This is a genomic window from Alteromonas sp. KC3, assembly GCF_016756315.1.
Lineage (GTDB): Bacteria > Pseudomonadota > Gammaproteobacteria > Enterobacterales > Alteromonadaceae > Alteromonas.
In genome coordinates this window covers 3,481,043-3,497,585 of sequence record NZ_AP024235.1, presented here as the reverse complement: position 1 = coordinate 3,497,585, position 16,543 = coordinate 3,481,043, and the positions used below count along the sequence as shown (strand labels likewise).

18 protein-coding genes are annotated in these 16,543 nt (G+C 44.5%); 3 read left to right on the top strand and 15 right to left on the bottom strand.

Going from position 1 to position 16,543, the window contains the following annotated elements; translation table 11 throughout:
* Nucleotides 1-34 precede the first annotated feature (34 nt).
* From JN178_RS15525 to JN178_RS15485, 9 genes are all read right to left on the bottom strand, one after another.
* A complete protein-coding gene (locus JN178_RS15525; RefSeq protein WP_202262315.1) occupies nucleotides 35-640 on the bottom strand; it encodes a response regulator transcription factor in 606 nt (201 codons plus the stop codon).
* A gap of 15 nt (nucleotides 641-655) precedes the next feature.
* Nucleotides 656-1,801, bottom strand: coding sequence for a sensor histidine kinase (locus JN178_RS15520; protein WP_232369594.1), 1,146 nt, complete (start codon nucleotides 1,799-1,801; stop codon nucleotides 656-658).
* Nucleotides 1,802-1,814: 13 nt separating this feature from the next.
* Nucleotides 1,815-2,144, bottom strand: coding sequence for a DMT family transporter (locus tag JN178_RS15515; protein WP_202262314.1), 330 nt, complete (start codon nucleotides 2,142-2,144; stop codon nucleotides 1,815-1,817).
* Nucleotides 2,145-2,161: 17 nt separating this feature from the next.
* Nucleotides 2,162-2,752, bottom strand: a complete 591-nt coding sequence (locus tag JN178_RS15510; protein ID WP_202262313.1) for a DUF7010 family protein — start codon at nucleotides 2,750-2,752, stop codon at nucleotides 2,162-2,164.
* 115 nt (nucleotides 2,753-2,867) lie between these two features.
* Nucleotides 2,868-4,283 carry an MFS transporter gene (locus JN178_RS15505; protein WP_232369593.1) on the bottom strand — a complete coding sequence of 472 codons (1,416 nt, stop codon included), beginning with the start codon at nucleotides 4,281-4,283 and terminating at the stop codon, nucleotides 2,868-2,870.
* The gene (locus tag JN178_RS15500; RefSeq protein ID WP_202262312.1) at nucleotides 4,267-4,851 is read right to left on the bottom strand and encodes a BON domain-containing protein; all 585 of its coding nucleotides are present in this window, start codon (nucleotides 4,849-4,851) and stop codon (nucleotides 4,267-4,269) included. Before JN178_RS15500 ends, JN178_RS15505 begins: the two co-directional genes overlap by 17 nt.
* 14 nt (nucleotides 4,852-4,865) lie before the next feature.
* Nucleotides 4,866-5,462: a phosphoheptose isomerase gene (locus JN178_RS15495; RefSeq protein ID WP_105929513.1), complete on the bottom strand. Its 597-nt coding sequence runs from the start codon at nucleotides 5,460-5,462 to the stop codon at nucleotides 4,866-4,868.
* 276 nt (nucleotides 5,463-5,738) lie between these two features.
* Nucleotides 5,739-6,080: a YraN family protein gene (locus tag JN178_RS15490; RefSeq protein ID WP_202262311.1), complete on the bottom strand. Its 342-nt coding sequence runs from the start codon at nucleotides 6,078-6,080 to the stop codon at nucleotides 5,739-5,741.
* Between the two features lie 7 nt (nucleotides 6,081-6,087).
* Nucleotides 6,088-8,037 carry a penicillin-binding protein activator gene (locus JN178_RS15485; RefSeq protein ID WP_202262310.1) on the bottom strand — a complete coding sequence of 650 codons (1,950 nt, stop codon included), beginning with the start codon at nucleotides 8,035-8,037 and terminating at the stop codon, nucleotides 6,088-6,090.
* A gap of 139 nt (nucleotides 8,038-8,176) precedes the next feature.
* Here JN178_RS15485 and rsmI point away from each other — a divergent pair, with 139 nt between their 5' ends.
* Nucleotides 8,177-9,013 carry a 16S rRNA (cytidine(1402)-2'-O)-methyltransferase gene (gene rsmI, locus JN178_RS15480; RefSeq protein ID WP_202262309.1) on the top strand — a complete coding sequence of 279 codons (837 nt, stop codon included), beginning with the start codon at nucleotides 8,177-8,179 and terminating at the stop codon, nucleotides 9,011-9,013.
* 85 nt (nucleotides 9,014-9,098) lie between these two features.
* On the opposite strand, the gene nspC is transcribed toward rsmI, so the two are convergent.
* From nspC to JN178_RS15460, 4 genes are all read right to left on the bottom strand, one after another.
* The gene (nspC, locus tag JN178_RS15475; protein ID WP_202262308.1) at nucleotides 9,099-10,229 is read right to left on the bottom strand and encodes a carboxynorspermidine decarboxylase; all 1,131 of its coding nucleotides are present in this window, start codon (nucleotides 10,227-10,229) and stop codon (nucleotides 9,099-9,101) included.
* 95 nt (nucleotides 10,230-10,324) lie between these two features.
* Entirely contained in the window at nucleotides 10,325-11,527 is a 1,203-nt protein-coding gene (locus tag JN178_RS15470) for a saccharopine dehydrogenase family protein (RefSeq protein ID WP_159626669.1), read from the bottom strand.
* A 139-nt stretch (nucleotides 11,528-11,666) separates the two neighbouring features.
* Nucleotides 11,667-12,077, bottom strand: coding sequence for a hypothetical protein (locus tag JN178_RS15465; RefSeq protein ID WP_202262307.1), 411 nt, complete (start codon nucleotides 12,075-12,077; stop codon nucleotides 11,667-11,669).
* A 233-nt stretch (nucleotides 12,078-12,310) separates the two neighbouring features.
* Nucleotides 12,311-13,198 (bottom strand): 1-aminocyclopropane-1-carboxylate deaminase/D-cysteine desulfhydrase, encoded by an 888-nt coding sequence (locus tag JN178_RS15460; RefSeq protein ID WP_232369592.1) that lies wholly within the window; start codon nucleotides 13,196-13,198, stop codon nucleotides 12,311-12,313.
* A 90-nt stretch (nucleotides 13,199-13,288) separates the two neighbouring features.
* Between JN178_RS15460 and JN178_RS15455 the strand changes: the two genes are divergently transcribed.
* Together JN178_RS15455 and JN178_RS15450 are read left to right on the top strand one after the other, a co-directional pair.
* Nucleotides 13,289-13,891 carry a chalcone isomerase family protein gene (locus JN178_RS15455; protein ID WP_232369591.1) on the top strand — a complete coding sequence of 201 codons (603 nt, stop codon included), beginning with the start codon at nucleotides 13,289-13,291 and terminating at the stop codon, nucleotides 13,889-13,891.
* Complete coding sequence (locus JN178_RS15450; protein ID WP_202262306.1) at nucleotides 13,892-14,446, top strand: DUF3833 domain-containing protein; 555 nt, start codon at nucleotides 13,892-13,894, stop codon at nucleotides 14,444-14,446. It abuts the gene before it with no gap.
* On the opposite strand, the gene JN178_RS15445 is transcribed toward JN178_RS15450, so the two are convergent.
* Both JN178_RS15445 and JN178_RS15440 read right to left on the bottom strand, forming a co-directional pair.
* Nucleotides 14,443-15,843, bottom strand: a complete 1,401-nt coding sequence (locus JN178_RS15445; RefSeq protein ID WP_202262305.1) for a HAMP domain-containing sensor histidine kinase — start codon at nucleotides 15,841-15,843, stop codon at nucleotides 14,443-14,445. The two genes, JN178_RS15450 and JN178_RS15445, sit on opposite strands and share 4 nt — an antisense overlap.
* Entirely contained in the window at nucleotides 15,840-16,520 is a 681-nt protein-coding gene (locus tag JN178_RS15440) for a response regulator transcription factor (protein WP_202262304.1), read from the bottom strand. Before JN178_RS15440 ends, JN178_RS15445 begins: the two co-directional genes overlap by 4 nt.
* Nucleotides 16,521-16,543: the final 23 nt, after the last annotated feature.

Sequence of the window (16,543 nt, the reverse complement as noted above, 5' to 3'; positions counted from 1 at the left end):
CCTCATAGCCGCAAGTGTTCTATCAAAACGTGTATTACAGCCATCCTTTCTGTTTGGCAATGCGCGCTGCATCTACGCGATTAGTTGCGTCTAGTTTCGAGATAGCTTCCGATAAATAATTACGTACGGTACCTTCTGAAAGAAAAAGCTGCTGTGCGATGGCCCGTGTTTTTAGGCCGTCTGAGGCAAGTTTAAGGGCTGACATTTCTTTTGGCGAAAGTGGGTTTTTGTCATCAAGGGCCATAATAGCGAGCTCTGGCGAGATGACCTTTTCCCCGCTTATTACTTTGTGTATTGCGTCAATTAGGTAGTCACTATCAGACTCTTTTAAAATAAAACCTTTTACGCCAGAACCGAGTGCTCGCTTAATGTAACCAGGTTTGGCAAAGGTCGTCATCAATACAACGCAGGTATTAATCGCCTTGCTTGCCACATGATTTGCGACATCTAGCCCTGTCACTTGAGGCATTTCTATATCGCTCAGTATGACGTTTGGTGTTTCGTGGTGCTCTAGGTAAGTGATTGCTTCCTGTCCATTGCTGCATTTACCCACAACATCAAACCCTTCTTCTAACGAAAGTAACATGGCAATTGCGTCACGTACCAATGATTGATCTTCAACAACGAGAATAGTGGTCATATAGCGCAATCCTTTTTAGTCGCTTACTAGTTTGTGAGGCAATATAAGCTCGCAGTGAAATGCACAGTCTGGTGAGGTGCTAAATACAACCTCGGCACCAATTGTGTTTGCGCGTTCGCGTATGCCCGTTAATCCATTGCCTTCGATAACCGAAAGTTGAGCGTTTTCTCTACCGTAGTCAAGATACTTAAGGATGATTGCAGTTTCAAAGTACTCTAGTATTAACGATACGCTTTTACCTTTCGAGTGACGAAGCGTATTCGTGGTAAGTTCTTTAATAATGAGCGAAAGTTGCGACTCTTCCATTGATGTAAGCGTATTTGCTAGCTGTTTTGCCACATCGAAACTAGTTTCAAACCCATTTTCCTCTAGCAACGCGATATTTTTGGCAATTTCGTCACTAAGCGATAAGTGTTTAATATCAGAAACTGCATAACGAATATCACTGAGCAAAGATTGCGATAGCGTCGCTAGCGCCTTTACTTCCTGCTGCGCTAAGGTGATCTCGTTTTTACTAAGTAGCTTATCGGCCAATTGTGCTTTTAGTGCTATGGAGCTAAGTGCGTGGCCTGCCACGTCGTGAAGGTCCCTCCCAATACGTTCTCGTTCTGCAATGGCTGATAGTGTCTTCATTGATTCTGCGTGCTTCGCCTCTTTCATTTGAAATTCAGTTTCTTTCCTTTCCATCGCACCAAAGCCAAAAAGAACCACACTATTAATCGTTGCCGCTAGCAGATACCAGCCCTGCTCCTTGAAAATATAAAGCTGAAGAAGTGCGAGTGAGAGTGCAATTAGGGAAATAAATGCAATACCTTTTTGCAACGTATAGTAGTAGCCAATAATAAAGCCGACGAACCCGAAAATTATGGCGCCGCCAGGGTTTTGAAAGCTGACAGCGTAACCAAGTAAGAGTAAAAAGGATAAAAAATAGGGCAGAACCTGAGGCGGCGAGTTTATAGCACGAATATATATCGCGACAAAAAGGCCATAGCCGCCCAGTTGCAAAAGCCACACCGAGCTTGGGAGTGGCATAGAGAGAACGAGAGGCACAAAATAGAATAGTGAAAAAAATAAGCTGCTGTATGACCAACGTTTTTTGCGACCACTGGCTAAAAGTGGCATTACGCTTTCACGGTGTGCAGAGGATGCATTGTTTAACACAAGTATTTCGTCCTTACTGAAATACAACAGCAGATTTACTGGTGATCAATAATGTGCCCGAGATGATTAATATAATACCCAGCACGGCATAGATGTCGAATGTTTGTTTCCAAAATACCACGGAGGCTGCTGTAATTAGTGCTATACCCATGCCGGACCAAATGGCATAGGCGATTCCGACCCCCATATTCTTAAGAACGAAGGCGAACAACATGCCGGATATCGCGTAGAAAAAGATGGCACCATAACCAAATGCCCATTTTTCCCAGCCGTTTGAGGCTTTGAGCAGCATGGTTGCTGTCACCTCAGTTACAATGGCAATAGCGAGAATAAGATAAGTCATGCTTGTTTCCTTTTACGTTAAAGCTTGCGATAGCGCTGTTCTAATGCGTACAGAGAAATAATGTAGATAATGACAATAACGGTACTAATCGCTTCAACGCGGGCTTCAGGGAACAGATACCAAACGGCAACTATAGAGGCGGTGCGAGTAATGGTATGGAAGTAGCCTACCCAATGTTGAATGGCCCATGAAAGGGGCATCCACATTAAACCGGCTAGAATGCCCAATGAAAGTGGTACTGTAGTGTGGTCGATAGCAGCAACGGGTAAGGCAATGCCAAATACCATTAAGCTCATTATCAACCCCACAAAAAACAGACGGTCAAAACTTGTTGTCACTTTATCTTTGGCAAAGAAACGTTCTCCCGTAATGTAAGACAGTCCCGCACCAAGGTAGAAAATCGCTCCCGTTCCGATGTAAAGAAGCCACGTCATAACAAATTCAGATACAAAAGGCGCGGTGATCCCAAGCATTGCCCATACAATAGTGCCTGCCAACGGCATAGCTATGAATCGGTTTTGTTTAAATAACGTTCTTTCCTGCTCTAATGTTAACGCGGTTTGCGAGGATGTTTGAGTGGGGCTTGAAATGCGAATGGCTTCTATCATTGTCTTTTCCTATTATGCTAATTAAGCGTTGGAAAAAGTATGACGGGTTTGGTTTTAAGAAAGTATTCACAAAGGTCATCAAAAAGACATGACAAAAGTCACTTAATTTTGGTTGTTATGCCAGCTGCTTTTTTGCCTTGCGTTTATTCAGTACGCTATCTCCATCTTCTTTTGATAACAGCAAGCTGTCAGCAATGCTGACAAACGCCACACATGCCATAAATAACATAGCTAGAACAAAGGTGTCTAAGTTTGGTGAAGAGGGTGTTTGATCAAGGATAAACGTCGCAAAGGCAATGGCAAGTGCTGAAAGTGTGATACCAAGACCTCTGTTCATTTGCATTAAAATTGCGCCCAACGTATTGGCGTCGCGCATCTTATCAGTGGGGACATCAGCAAACGCAATCGTATTTAGCAAGGTTAGATGCATTGAACGTGTCATCCCGTTGATAAACAAGATTACACCTATGGTAGTTGATGCCGTTGTATGGGTGATACAGGCAAGGGCGATAAAACCTAACGAAATCAATATGCCATTTGCTATCAAAACGCGCTTAAAGCCAAACGAATTCATTATCCATGTCGTGGCGGGTTTGATAGCGAGGTTTCCAGCAAACAGCCATAACAGTAAGGTCCCCGCTTCGACAGGCGTATAGCCAAGCCCTAGCTGTAGCATTAGCGGCACAAGAAATGGCGCACTTCCAAGAGCAACGCGTACCACAGACCCGCCGTATACTGATAAACGGAATGTTCTATGTGCCATTGCCTCAAATGAAAACAGAGGAAATGCTGCTCGTTTTACATGTCTTATGGCAAGCAACATGAGCATTAAACCCGTTAGAATAATGCCGATTGCACCAAACAAAGCATCTGTTGCACTGGCGAGATACTCAATTCCAGCCATAAAAAGTGCAAAACCAACGCCTGTAAGTAAAAAACCTTTAAGGTCGAAACGGCCCACATTGGCTTTCGTGTTTTTCAACAAATACATTGAGGCAATTATTGCAAGAATACCCAGTGGAATGTTCATGTAAAAAATCCACTGCCAGCTTAGGTGGGTAGCAATATAGCCGCCTAGAACGGGCCCTAAAATAGGTGCACTAAGTGCAGGCCATGTAATAATAGCGACGGTCTTAACGAGCTTTTCTTTGGGTAAGTCGCGAAGTACCACCAAACGCCCGACGGGGACCATCATTGCACCACCCACGCCCTGAAGTATGCGCGCTAGCGTGAATTCAATAAGGCTTGTACTCAGCCCGCATAATACCGAAGCGAGTGTAAATACAGCAATTGCGGCAAGAAATATTGTTCGTGCACCAAATCGATCGGCGACATAACCACTTAAGGGAATAAATAGGGTAACGGCTACTAAATATGCAGAAACGCCTATTGAAAGATGGGCTGCCGGAATGTTGAAGTCGGCAGCGATCACAGGAAGCGCAGTAGTAATTACTGTGGCATCTAAAATTTCCATAAAGAGCGCCCCTGCAACAAGAAGCGCAGTGGCAAACTCTTTATTGAATAATTTCAAAGGCGCGTACCACGCGAGCAACACCAGTGACATTGCGTGCAATGTCCACCGCTGTCGTAGACTCCAAATTGGTTAATCTGCCCATTAAGAATACCTCAGAGTCTTGTACAACGACTTTAACTTGCAAGGCTGGTACACGCTCATCAGCAACAATTTTTGCTCTTACTTTTGAAGCCAGCCAGATGTCATTCGCTTGAGTGCCTGCGCCAATAGGCTCGGCCAGTCGAATTTGGTTGTGAATTTTCTTTAGGTAAGACACTTCTTGCGCACGACGCACTGCTTCGTCTACTAGCGCTTGATTGGGCGCCTGTCCAGTGAGTAAAGCCACACCGTTATATACATCAACTTGTAGATTAGTTTGCTCTTTTAGTGCTTGGCTTTTAGACCATTGGTACGCCACTGAACTGTCGGCATTTTGGTCATCTAGCTGAGTACCTACTGTACGCCTGTCGTTTGCTACTTTTGCTGCCATTGCGCCAGCGGCACCAACGGCAACAACACAGCCTTGTAGATTGACAAGTAGGGCTGCACATAGCCCAAATGCTCCGATTTTTTTAGCGCTTATCATAATTTTTTTAATTCTTATTCATCACCGTGATCAGCAGGGAACAGGCTATCATCAATGCACTCACACAAATTGTGGATCACTAATAAGTGAACTTCTTGAATACGCGCAGTACGATTTGACGGGACGCGAATTTCAACGTCGTGCTCGCTCAAAAAGCCTGCCATTTCACCACCGTCTTTACCGGTAAGCGCCACAATAGTCATATCACGAGAAAGAGCAGCTTCCATCGCTGCAATGACGTTGCGTGAATTACCGCTAGTTGAGATGGCAAGAAGAATATCGCCAGGCTGACCTAGTGCACGAACCTGCTTTGCAAAAATTTCATCGTAACTGTAGTCGTTAGCAATTGAAGTAAGTGTCGAGGTGTCTGTGCTAAGTGCAATCGCGGGTAGGCTAGGGCGATCTCGCTCATAACGGTTAAGCATTTCAGAAGAAAAGTGCTGCGCATCACCCGCTGAACCACCATTACCACAGCTTAACACCTTATTGCCGCGAATAAGCGCTTCAACCATCATGTTCGCTGCTTTTTCAATAGACTCAGGCAGTATTTCAGAAGCGGCAATCTTGGTTTGAATACTCTCTGTAAAATTCGCTTTAATTTGTTCAATCATACTTCACTTTCTCTTATAAAAGGCTCACGGCTGACGACACATTGGTCGTTGTGGCAGGGCGGAGGCCTTCATCGCTTATGTGCGCGGGGAAACTTTTCCTCGTACACAGCAATAAAGACTCCGCCTTTACACAAACTACGATAAGGCTTGCAGAGCTTGGTGGGGGAATACCGTAGAAAACCCTCCGCTGCATGGATGCAGCGGCGGAGCGCCCATGGATGGGTTCACCGCGTGTTTTCGGAGGTATTCCCCCACCTAGTTCCATGCAAGCCTTGCTCAGCCGATATTTTTTAGCCACTGAAGGTTGCTTCCATCAATGGCGATAACGTCTATGCGCAAAGGGGTAGACGTTGAGTTTAGGTTATTATCTAACAAATAGAATTCAAACGCAGCCCGAATTCTGTGTAGTTTCTTGGCGGTGACAAACTCAATGGCACTGCCAAAGCGTTGTTGCTTGCGATATTTCACTTCAATGCAGACTATCGTGTTGCCGTCTTGCATAACTAAATCAAGTTCACCGCGTCTTGTTCGGTAGTTACGACAACGCAGCGACAGTCCTTGTTCCACTAAAAATTCGCACGCTTTGTCTTCGGCTGCATTCCCTTGCAGTAATGACATGAATTCCTTACTCCATCAGCATTTGTACCGCTTCATTGCGAATAATAGCTTGAGGTTGCTTTCTTACAACCTCACCTTTTGTATTCACTGACAGCGTACCTGTTAGTCCTTCGTGGGTTAAATAGTTGAGGGTGTTTAACATACCAAGTTCAGGCAATAACTGGTAAGCATCATAGCCAAACGCAAACAAACGTTTTTGCATGGTGTTTTGATTTTCCCATGCGTTGGCTACCTCATCTTCGAGCACTTTCCAGTTATGCTCGGGCATTAGCCAAGGCATGTCGATAAAGTGCACGTTCTGTAAATCGCGCCATTGATTTTTACCACTGTCGTAATCCATGGAGCGCGATGTCGCATAAACGGGCACTTGCTTTCCATCATAAGGATTTAAACTGGCTTCAATAATCGGATTTAGCAATTCGGTATCTTGCGGAGAAGCGAACGCAACAATGGCATCAATATCTCTGCGGCTACGCGGCATGTTGTACACTTCATCGTTGGTCATGTATTCGATTTGATTTATCCGCGCATTACTTTGCGCCACGTCTAATGCTTGGGTAATCCCTTCACGCAGTGACCCACTGTCGTTGAAAGAAACCGAGGTAATGTTTGCCCGCTGCTTGTTTTCTTGTTTGTGCAATTCACGCCAGTGCGTTTTAAAGGTCTCGTCCATACGCTGATAAAGACTGCTTTGCGCTGCAATAACGATAGGCGCTCTATAGCCTTTGTTAAAAATAAACTGAGCTAATTGCTTAGCTTCATCTTCCGGTGCCAAACTGAAAAAGTTCAACGAAGTAGGTAGCGCAATCGACGATAATTCGCTGCTTGCGTTGAGTTCACTTTCACTATCAATTAAGGCATTTGTCGTGGTAACGCTATCAATGTTGTCAGGGCGATTGAGGGCAAGTACGTTTACGCCGATGGGAAGCGCGGGTATCAGGCTTTCAACGGTTTCTTTTAGCAGTGGACCAATGACAAACTTGGTTTCACCGAGTTGAGCCAACAAACTAGCGGTATCTGCATTGTTTGTATCGATAAATCGAAGGCGAGGCAACTCTCTCTCATGCTGGCGCTTCTCTACATCGCTGTAGTAGGCGCTGATAATACCGTTTTTAACGACATCCCCGGTTCTGGCCAGTCTGCCCGACAAAGGCAGCAAAACGGCAATGTCGTTAGCTCCTGTTTCTTGCAGTTGGGTGGCTTCAATAATTTCTTGAGGAAGGGCATTGGCTAATACATGGCCACGATACACTTGTTTAAATTGAGAGAGGTTAGCATCGAGTTGGCGCGGTGTTGCGGCATATTGCTCTGTAAGCTTTCGAAGCGAGATAAAAGGCGCAAGATCGGGGTATTGCTTATTTATTGTTGTCAAATTATCCGCTGATACTGTCGTTATCCAACGCCATATACGCGCCACTTTGTCTTCGTCTGACAAGTCCGTTTTGAGGATACTATTGGCGGCGGCTGCGCCGTTGCCTTGTTGAGAATAAAGCTGTGTTTGTAAGCGCGCTTTTTCCACGCGCGTATCTTCTGAGTCTTCAACATTGTTGAGCAAGGCAAGCAGTTCATCGACAGGAGCATTCGATGTGCTTGAATAGGCTTTTGCCGTCAGCAGTGAATAGTACGAGGAAAGACTGTTTGGTACACCGTCTTGTTTTACTTCAAACAAGACCTGCTGAGCAAGCACTGGCTTATCGTCATTTAAGTAAAGTTCGGCAGCTTGAAGTAGTAAAAGGTCTCTTTGGTTTTTATTGCGTGATTGAGCCCATACTTTTTTTGCTTCAAGGAGTTTGTGCTCTGGGGTGAGGATCTCTTCAACTTTTTGCACAGCGGGTTTCGGTGTGACCACACTCGGCGCTTTTGTTTGTTTTGGTGTGCTGCCACAGCCACCAAGCAACAACAATGACGTGATTGCAGAGAGCGTAAAATATTTTCCAGCTTGTCCAATATGAGGCACAGTCTCATTCCTTTTACATCAATATGGGTCAAGTTTATCTTAACCAGTGTGAAAATCTACGCTTGCCAGCATAAACTGGACCAATGGCGTGTTACACTTATCGCAACCCTTTCAAACTTGATCATGTTTAACAACTTTTATGACTGACACAGCAACGCTATATATTGTTCCCACGCCAATAGGTAACTTAAATGACATGAGTACGCGAGCAATCGAGGTGCTTCGCGAGGTAAGTTGGATAGCTGCTGAGGATACCCGTCATAGTGCTAGACTATTGCAACACTTTAACATTGACACCAAAACGTTGTCATTACACGAGCACAACGAAGATAAACGCGCTGCAATGTTGTGTGAGCGGTTAAAAGGCGGAGAAGCCGTTGCACTTATTAGTGACGCAGGTACGCCGCTCATTAGTGATCCAGGTTTTGTACTCGTGCGCCGTTGTCGTGAGCAAGGAATACCAGTAAGTGCATTACCTGGCCCGTGCGCAGCTATTACGGCGTTAAGTGCTTCAGGACTTCCCACTGATACCTTTATTTTTGAAGGCTTTTTACCCGTTAAGAGTCAGGCTAAAGAAACTGCATTGTCGGCTTTGAAAGATAGAACATTTACAACGGTTTTTTACGAAGCGCCTAGACGTATTCTTGATACGGTATGCGCCATTCAAAAAGTGTTAGGTGAAAGGCAGGTGGTGGTTGCAAAAGAGCTGACGAAAACATTCGAGACCTACGTAAGTGGCACGTCACAAGATGTGATTGATTATTTAGAGTCTGACGCAGCACACCAAAAAGGTGAGTTTGTCGTGATGATTGCGCCTGCGCAACTTGATGAACAAGATATACCGAGTGAAGCGATGTCGTTGTTAATGACGTTGTGCGAGCATATTCCGCTTAAGAAGGCGGCGGGGATAGTGGCAAGTCATTACAATTTAAAAAAGAATGCGCTATATCAGGCAGGCCTTGATGCTAAAGCGTAATCAATAATGTCGAAATAGAGTAAAAGAAAACCCGCTTTAGCGGGTTTTCTTTTTGTCGAAGTTTTTCGCAGACGTTTCTTTTGGCCTACGATAAGCGACCCTTGAAGTCTTCGTAAGAAAATTCTCTAACGAGTTCAAAGTCACCGTTTGAACGTAAAATGCCGATGGCAGGGTGCTCGACACCGTTGAAGAAAGTTGTCTTTACCATGGTGTAGTGCATCATGTCTTCAAACTGAAGACGGTCACCAGCTTTTAGCGGTTTGTCGAATGAATAGGTATCTATGACGTCACCGGCAAGGCATGAATTCCCGCCTAACTTAACGTTAAAGGCTTTTTCATCAGGCATACCTGCGCCCAAAATGGTTGGGCGATAAGGCATTTCCAACACATCTGGCATGTGAGCTGTCGCTGAAATATCCAAAATAGCGATATCACCGTCGTTATTTACAACATCAACCACTTCACTGATTAACGGGCCTGTTTGCCACGCCACAGCAGAGCCAGGTTCTAAAATAACATCTAAATGCGGGTAGCGAGCCTTAAAGTCTTTAAGTGTGTTGATAAGATGTTCAACGTCGTAGCCTTCTCGTGTCATGAGGTGACCACCACCTAGATTTAACCACTTAAGATCGCCCAACCACTTACCGAAGCGTTTCTCGATAGCTTGAAGAGTTCGCGCTGTGGCAAACGAATCGCACTCACACAAGTTGTGACAATGAAACCCTTCAATACCACTAAGGTCAACGCCTTCAAGCTCACTTGCTCTTATGCCTAAACGCGAACCCGGTGCTGCAGGGTCATAAAGCGGAGTATCTGCTTCTTGATGTTCTGGGTTAATACGCAAGCCTAGTGATACATTTGCCAATGTCTCTTTGTGGGCTTGCCATTGGGCCAAGCTATTAAACGATAGGTGATTGACCAATGACGCTAGTGCTTTGGCATCATTTACTTTGTAAGCGGGTGAGTATGCGTGAACTTCTTTACCCATTTCAGCGGCTAACTTCGCTTCCCACACAGAACTTGCCGTTGCGCCGTGCAGATACTGTTTAATAATGTCGAAGCACGACCACATTGAAAAGCCCTTAAGCGCAAGAATGATGCGAGCACCAGACTCGTCTTGAACTCGCTTCATTAATTCAAGGTTACGAATAAGCTTAGCTTCTTCTAGGACATAACAAGGAGAAGGAATGTCAGTGCGTTGCGTTAAATCGGTCAATGGGGTCAAACTCCATAAATTTTGCAATAGTATTGGTGTTGCGTAATATCGCGAAACAGTCAAACAAAAGGGCGCCTTGGCGCCCTTTATTGGTATTACTTAGTGAAAGGGCTGCTTTCACACTCGATCACGTGCCATGGTAGACCGTGTTCGTTTAGCATGTCCATGAATGGGTCTGGATCGAATTGTTCCATATTCCATACACCGGCTTCTTTCCAAGTCCCATTTAGCATCAGTGCAGCACCAATCATAGCGGGAACACCTGTTGTGTAAGATACCGCCTGTGCGCCCACTTCTTCATTACATTTGGCGTGATCACAGTTGTTGTAAATAAAGATAGTTTTTTCTTTACCATCTTTAATACCTGTGATGTACGTGCCAATACACGTCATGCCGCTGTAGCCTTCGGCCAACGAGCCTGGATTAGGTAACACAGCTTTTAAGAACTCAAGCGGTACAATTTGCTGACCTTGGAATTCTACTGGCTCAATGCTAGTCATGCCAATGCCTTCAAGTACACGAAGGTGGTTAAGGTATGCATCGCCAAATGTCATCCAGAAACGTGCACGTTTTAGCGTAGGGAAATGTTTAACCAGTGACTCAAGCTCTTCGTGGAACATGAGGTATGACGCACGAACACCGATATTCTGGTAGTCCAAATCTTCGCGTACGCTTAATGGATCAGTTTCTTTCCACTCACCGTTTTCCCAGAAGCGACCACGCTGCGTGATCTCGCGAATATTGATCTCTGGGTTGAAGTTAGTTGCAAATGCTTGACCGTGATCACCACCGTTACAATCAACGATATCCAAGTAATGAATTTCATCGAAATAATGCTTTGCTGCATAGGCAGTATAAACGTTAGTTACGCCTGGATCGAAGCCACTGCCAAGTAGTGCCATGATTCCCGCATCTTTAAACTTGTTTTGGTAAGCCCATTGCCACGAATACTCGAATTTAGCTTCGTCTTTTGGCTCGTAGTTTGCGGTATCTAGGTAATCAGTATTTGTTGCCAAGCACGCGTCCATGATCGGAAGATCTTGATACGGTAGCGCTAGGTTAATAACAAGATCAGGTTTCACTTCATTGATAAGTGCTTCAACTTCTTTTGCGTTGTCTGCATCAAGGGCAAATACACCCTTAACACGATCTTCGCCCACTTCTTTTTGAAGCGCTTCGCATTTTGATACCGTGCGGCTTGCAAGATAAATTTCGTCGAAGTGCTGTGGCAAACGTGCACACTTTTTAACAGTTACTGACGCAACACCGCCAGCACCAATAATTAAAACGCGAGACATATAAACTGATCCCTAATTTTGCTAATGAAATTTGGGCTGAATGCTAGCAGACCAATCTAATTTGGCAAGCAAAGTCAGCACGCGAGAGTACAAAAAATTTTAATCGTTACAAGCGACAAAAGGTTACTACTTCACCCTACTATCTGGTGACAGCATCAATGGGTGGTGAAATAACCACTTTACCATCAACCTTATAGTAAGGGTACAGCAACAATCGCTCTTCGTGATTTGGCGTGGCCGTTGCCACCGCAATGGCATCAAGGGTTTTGCTATCTTGGGTGTTAACCGTTGCTGCATACACCAGCACACTGTAGCTGTTACTATCAGTAGTGGCATCAATGATCCGCCACTGCAATTGTTCAATTAACTGTGACTCGCGCTTTCTTGTGTTGGATTCATCACTGAATACACAGCCTATTCGGCCATTGTCGTAAATTGCTGCGAAGGGATAGAAAACATCACACACCGGTAACATGTGTTTGCATAACTCGAGTGACCTAGCAACTAATTCATTTATGGGTTTTGGCAATGTAACTGGTCGGTCGATCATAATGTCATTCCTGTAAGTTAGCCTTGCTGTACAACATTTATGATTTAGTTACGCGATTACAGCGCATATTGATCTTTACGGTACGCTTTTTGTTCATTTACAAAAAGGCTAGCCGTTCTACTCACAGTAGTTTATTGATTGTGTTCTCGACAGTTAAATGCCTGATTAATTGAGATAGCGCATAAAAATTAAAAAAAAAGCTCAGCGATTTAGCATTGAGATAGTGGCCTAACCTACGACCTTGCGCCTTGCAAACCACCAGTGTGAAGTACAATTATGTTGGACCCCTTTGGGAAGTAGCCCTCTTTCAGCAGTTGTTTCAATGCCCAAAACAACTTTCCTGAGTAAACAGGCTCTATAGTGAAGGGCATAGTAGCATTGAACTCATCGCAGAAAATACGCAATTCGCTGGGGGCTTTGGCATACCCGCCCAAATGAAAACGATGATCTATCGACCAAGCTGAACATTCATCGCTGATAAATTGAGATACCAATGACTCCAAATAATTTTCACCCTTTAGTACACCAATGCCTAACGCCTGTTGGGTATTCGATAGTTTGTTTATGATGCCGGCTAAGGTGGCGCCGCTGGCAACGGGGGCCATTATGACGTCAAAAGGTATGGCTATTTCATCAACCATTTCACCAATACCATGTAGTGCCGACTGCTGGCTTCCACCCTCTGGAATAATCAAGGCATTGTTAAACCTCTGTTGTAATTGCGATAAGTAGTCAGGGTCATTACGTTTTTGATAGGTAATACGGTCGACATACTCAATATCCACATTCCAATTCATCAAATCATTAATCATAGGGGAGGGCGATGCGCTGTAATTACCTCGGACGATTGCGGTTAGCGGTATACCAAGCTGGTAGCTCGCATAGCCTAAGGCATGTAAGTGGTTGGAGAATCCACCGCCAAAGCTCACCATAGCGTTCGGTTTTGTGCTTTTAAGGGTATAGGCCAATTTGCGCCATTTATTTCCTGACATAATTGGGTGAATCATGTCATCTCGCTTTACCCATATCGTCACTTCGTTCGCTCCTGTCCAAGAAGGTGAAAACGGCATTAACGAGGAGGGGAGCGTAAGGCTAGCTTCAAGTTCAGAGAGCTTATTCAATAGTCCAAAACCGTAGTTTGATCAAAGTCGAGTGAACCGAAGTATAACCATTATGTGATGTAAACAAAATCGAACTACTAAAGGTTTCCTATGCGGTACATCGGCGCGCTTTTACCTTATCAATTAAACTCAAAAGCTGGCTTAAACATCAATAGCACATTACTTCGTGTGCTTGCTGTTATGGGTGTTTTGAGTTGCATGGCAGTGACAGACAAATCAATGGCACAAGATACCCTACCTGAAGAAATTCAAGATAATGTCCCCAATGCTGCGCTTGTGGGAGAGGATATGTTCACTTACTACTTTTGGGATGTGTATTTAGCCTCTTTGTACGCACCAAACGGACGCTATAACACTGAAGATGCCTTTGCCCTTCGGCTAAAGTATCAGCGAGATCTTGAAGGCAAAAAAATAGCACAACGGTCTATTGATGAGATGAAAAAGCAAAGCTCACTTTCACAAGAACAAGCTAAAGCATGGCTAAGTAAAATGGAATCCATATTTCCTGATGTCAGCGACGGCGATGTATTAACGGGAGTGGCAACGAAAAATGGGACTAGCGTCTTTTATTTTAATGGGGAAAAAGTAGACAGCGTCGAAGATGCAGATTTTACCACTCGGTTTTTTAATATTTGGTTAGGTGAAAGCACATCAGAGCCCAAGTTTAGAAAAGCGCTGTTAGGGGAAAGCTAAATGAGATTATTCAAAAAAATTGCAGTGAGTGCACTTGGTGCGGGATTGTTTTTGGGGGCGTTAACAGGTTGTTCTGTCTCAGTAGATGGGAACGACTACAAAGCCGTGAGCCCAGTGTTTGATATAGAACAATTTTTCGACGGTGATGTTAAGGCATGGGGTATTGTACAAAATCGCTCTGGTGAAGTAGTACAGCGTTTCACTGTTGATATTAATGGTCGCATTGACGGTGACACATTAACCCTCGATGAGACGTTTATTTATGGTGTTGGAGAAGGCCCCACATCGCGAACTTGGACCATAGTGAAGCAAGCAGACAACAGTTATATTGGGCGCGCAAGCGATATTGAGGGACCAGCTAAAGGAACGGCGTTTGGCAATGCATTTAATTTCCATTACGAAATGGATTTACCTGTAGACGACACTACGTATTCGGTTACCTTTGATGACTGGTTTTGGGCATTCGACGACAGCACAATGATGAATCGTTCATACATTCGTAAGTTTGGTATCGTCATGGCTGAAGTCACTATTTTTATGCAAAAACAGCCTTAATGCTTGAAGCTAAATACCACGCCTAGCCCGCGGCCTTGCATAAGCGGGTCGTGGACAAACCAAAGTTTACCGTCGTGTAGTTTCACAATAGCGGAAACCAGTGACAAACCGAGTCCGTTACCTTTGCTGGTTCGACTCGATTCCGCACGATAAAAGCGGCGCTCCAAGCTTTCTATTTCTTGTTCTTTTACACCTATGCCGCAGTCATTGACTGACAACACAATGCGCCCGTTAGTGTCGCTCAACGATACCTCAACACGTCCCCCGCTAGGTGAATATTTAATGGCGTTATCGAGCACATTAGCGACAGCCTGAAACATCAAGTTTGGGTCTGCATTCATCAACACAGGCTGTAACGATGAATGCAGACTTATCTCTCGTTCTTCCGCTAGCGGGTGATAAAGGTCGACAACATCGTCGATAATGTCGCGCAGCTCAGTAGGGCAAAAACCCTCTTTTTTACTGGTTGTTTCTAGACCGCTAATTCGCAATAAACTGTTAAACATGTTTAGCAGATTGTCTGCCTCTTGTGTCGTTTCTTCGCGAAGGTTATCGTCCTCTATCTTTTCAAGAGTGTTGCGCAGTCGGGCAAGAGGGGTGCGTAAGTCATGTGCAATACTGTCAGTCACCGATTTGATGTTATTCACTGAGTTTTCGATGGTGTCTAACATTTGGTTAAAAACAAAAGAAAGACTGCTTAAGTCATCCCAGCTGCTATCAATTTCAAGCCGCTCTTCAAGGCTTCCTGTCTTAATTATCTTGTCAGCGGTTTGTGACATGCGATTTATTCGGTTGACGACGTAAACGGCAATGGCGAAGCTTAAAACGCTCAACAAACACAAGAGAATAACAATAATCCAACTAAAGGTTTTGCCAAACCATTGGGCGCTGTAAAGGTCATCGATACCGCGCCCCACATGCAAGACATAATCGCCAAGTTCAACTTGCTTTAACAATGCTTGGTGAAGCGTTTTGGGCTCTTGGTCACCATTATAGGTAACAATCAACTCAGCCGTGTTGTAGTTATCAAAAAGGTGTCTTGTAGTAATAACGGGAATGCTTGTTAGGTTGCCTGCCACCACTTGATCATTTCGACTGATAACAAGAAATGTGCGATAAGCTTCGTACTGTGATAAACCAGACTGATTGGGCGAAGAAGCGGTAAAGCTGCCATTGTTTACTACCTCGATTACGGCATCAATACCCAGCTTTTTATAAAGCGTTGTTATCGCGTCGGCCTTGGCGTTTATCGCAGCATTAGACTCTGTAATAAAAACATCGCTACTGGTTAAACGCCAGAAATAAATAATAAGAACAATGGCAATGCTTGCCAGTGTAGTAAGCAGCGCGCCTACACGAAAACTAGAGCTTCGCGTAAAGTCGCGAATCGCTATCATGCAAGGTTATCCGCAATACGATACCCTGTGCCTCGTACTGTTTCGATAAGTGGAACATTAAATGCCTTATCAACTTTTTGGCGTAACCGGCTTATATGCACGTCAATTACATTAGTTTGAGGGTCGAAGTGATAGTTCCATACTTGCTCAAGTAGCATACTACGCGTGACGACTTTACCCTTGTGACGCAACAAGCATTCAAGTAACTGAAACTCTTTTGATTGCAAGTCAATTTCAGTTTCACCCCGTAGTACTTTACGATTAACCAGATCGAGTGTGAGATCCCCCACTTTAATTTGGGTTTTATCGTCGCTCTCGCGGTTCCGGCCTGCTAGCCCTTCAACACGCGCTAACAATTCTTCAAATGCAAAGGGCTTGGTAAGGTAGTCGTTGGCTCCGGTGCGAAGGCCTTTTACCTTATCTTCTACTTGGCTTTTCGCGCTAAGCAATAGCACTGGTGTTGTATTTCCAAGTTCCCTTAACTTTTCAAGCACAGTAAAACCATCTAATTCGGGAAGCATCACGTCAAGAATAACGGCGTCCAACTCATTTGAAACCGCTTCGCTTAAGCCAGCAGCACCGTCTGCCACTGTTATACATTCATGCCCCTCGCCAGATAGGCCACTTGAGATGTGTGAGGCAACTTTTGGATCATCTTCTACCAGTAGGACTCTCATTTTTACGCTTCTTTTAATTAATT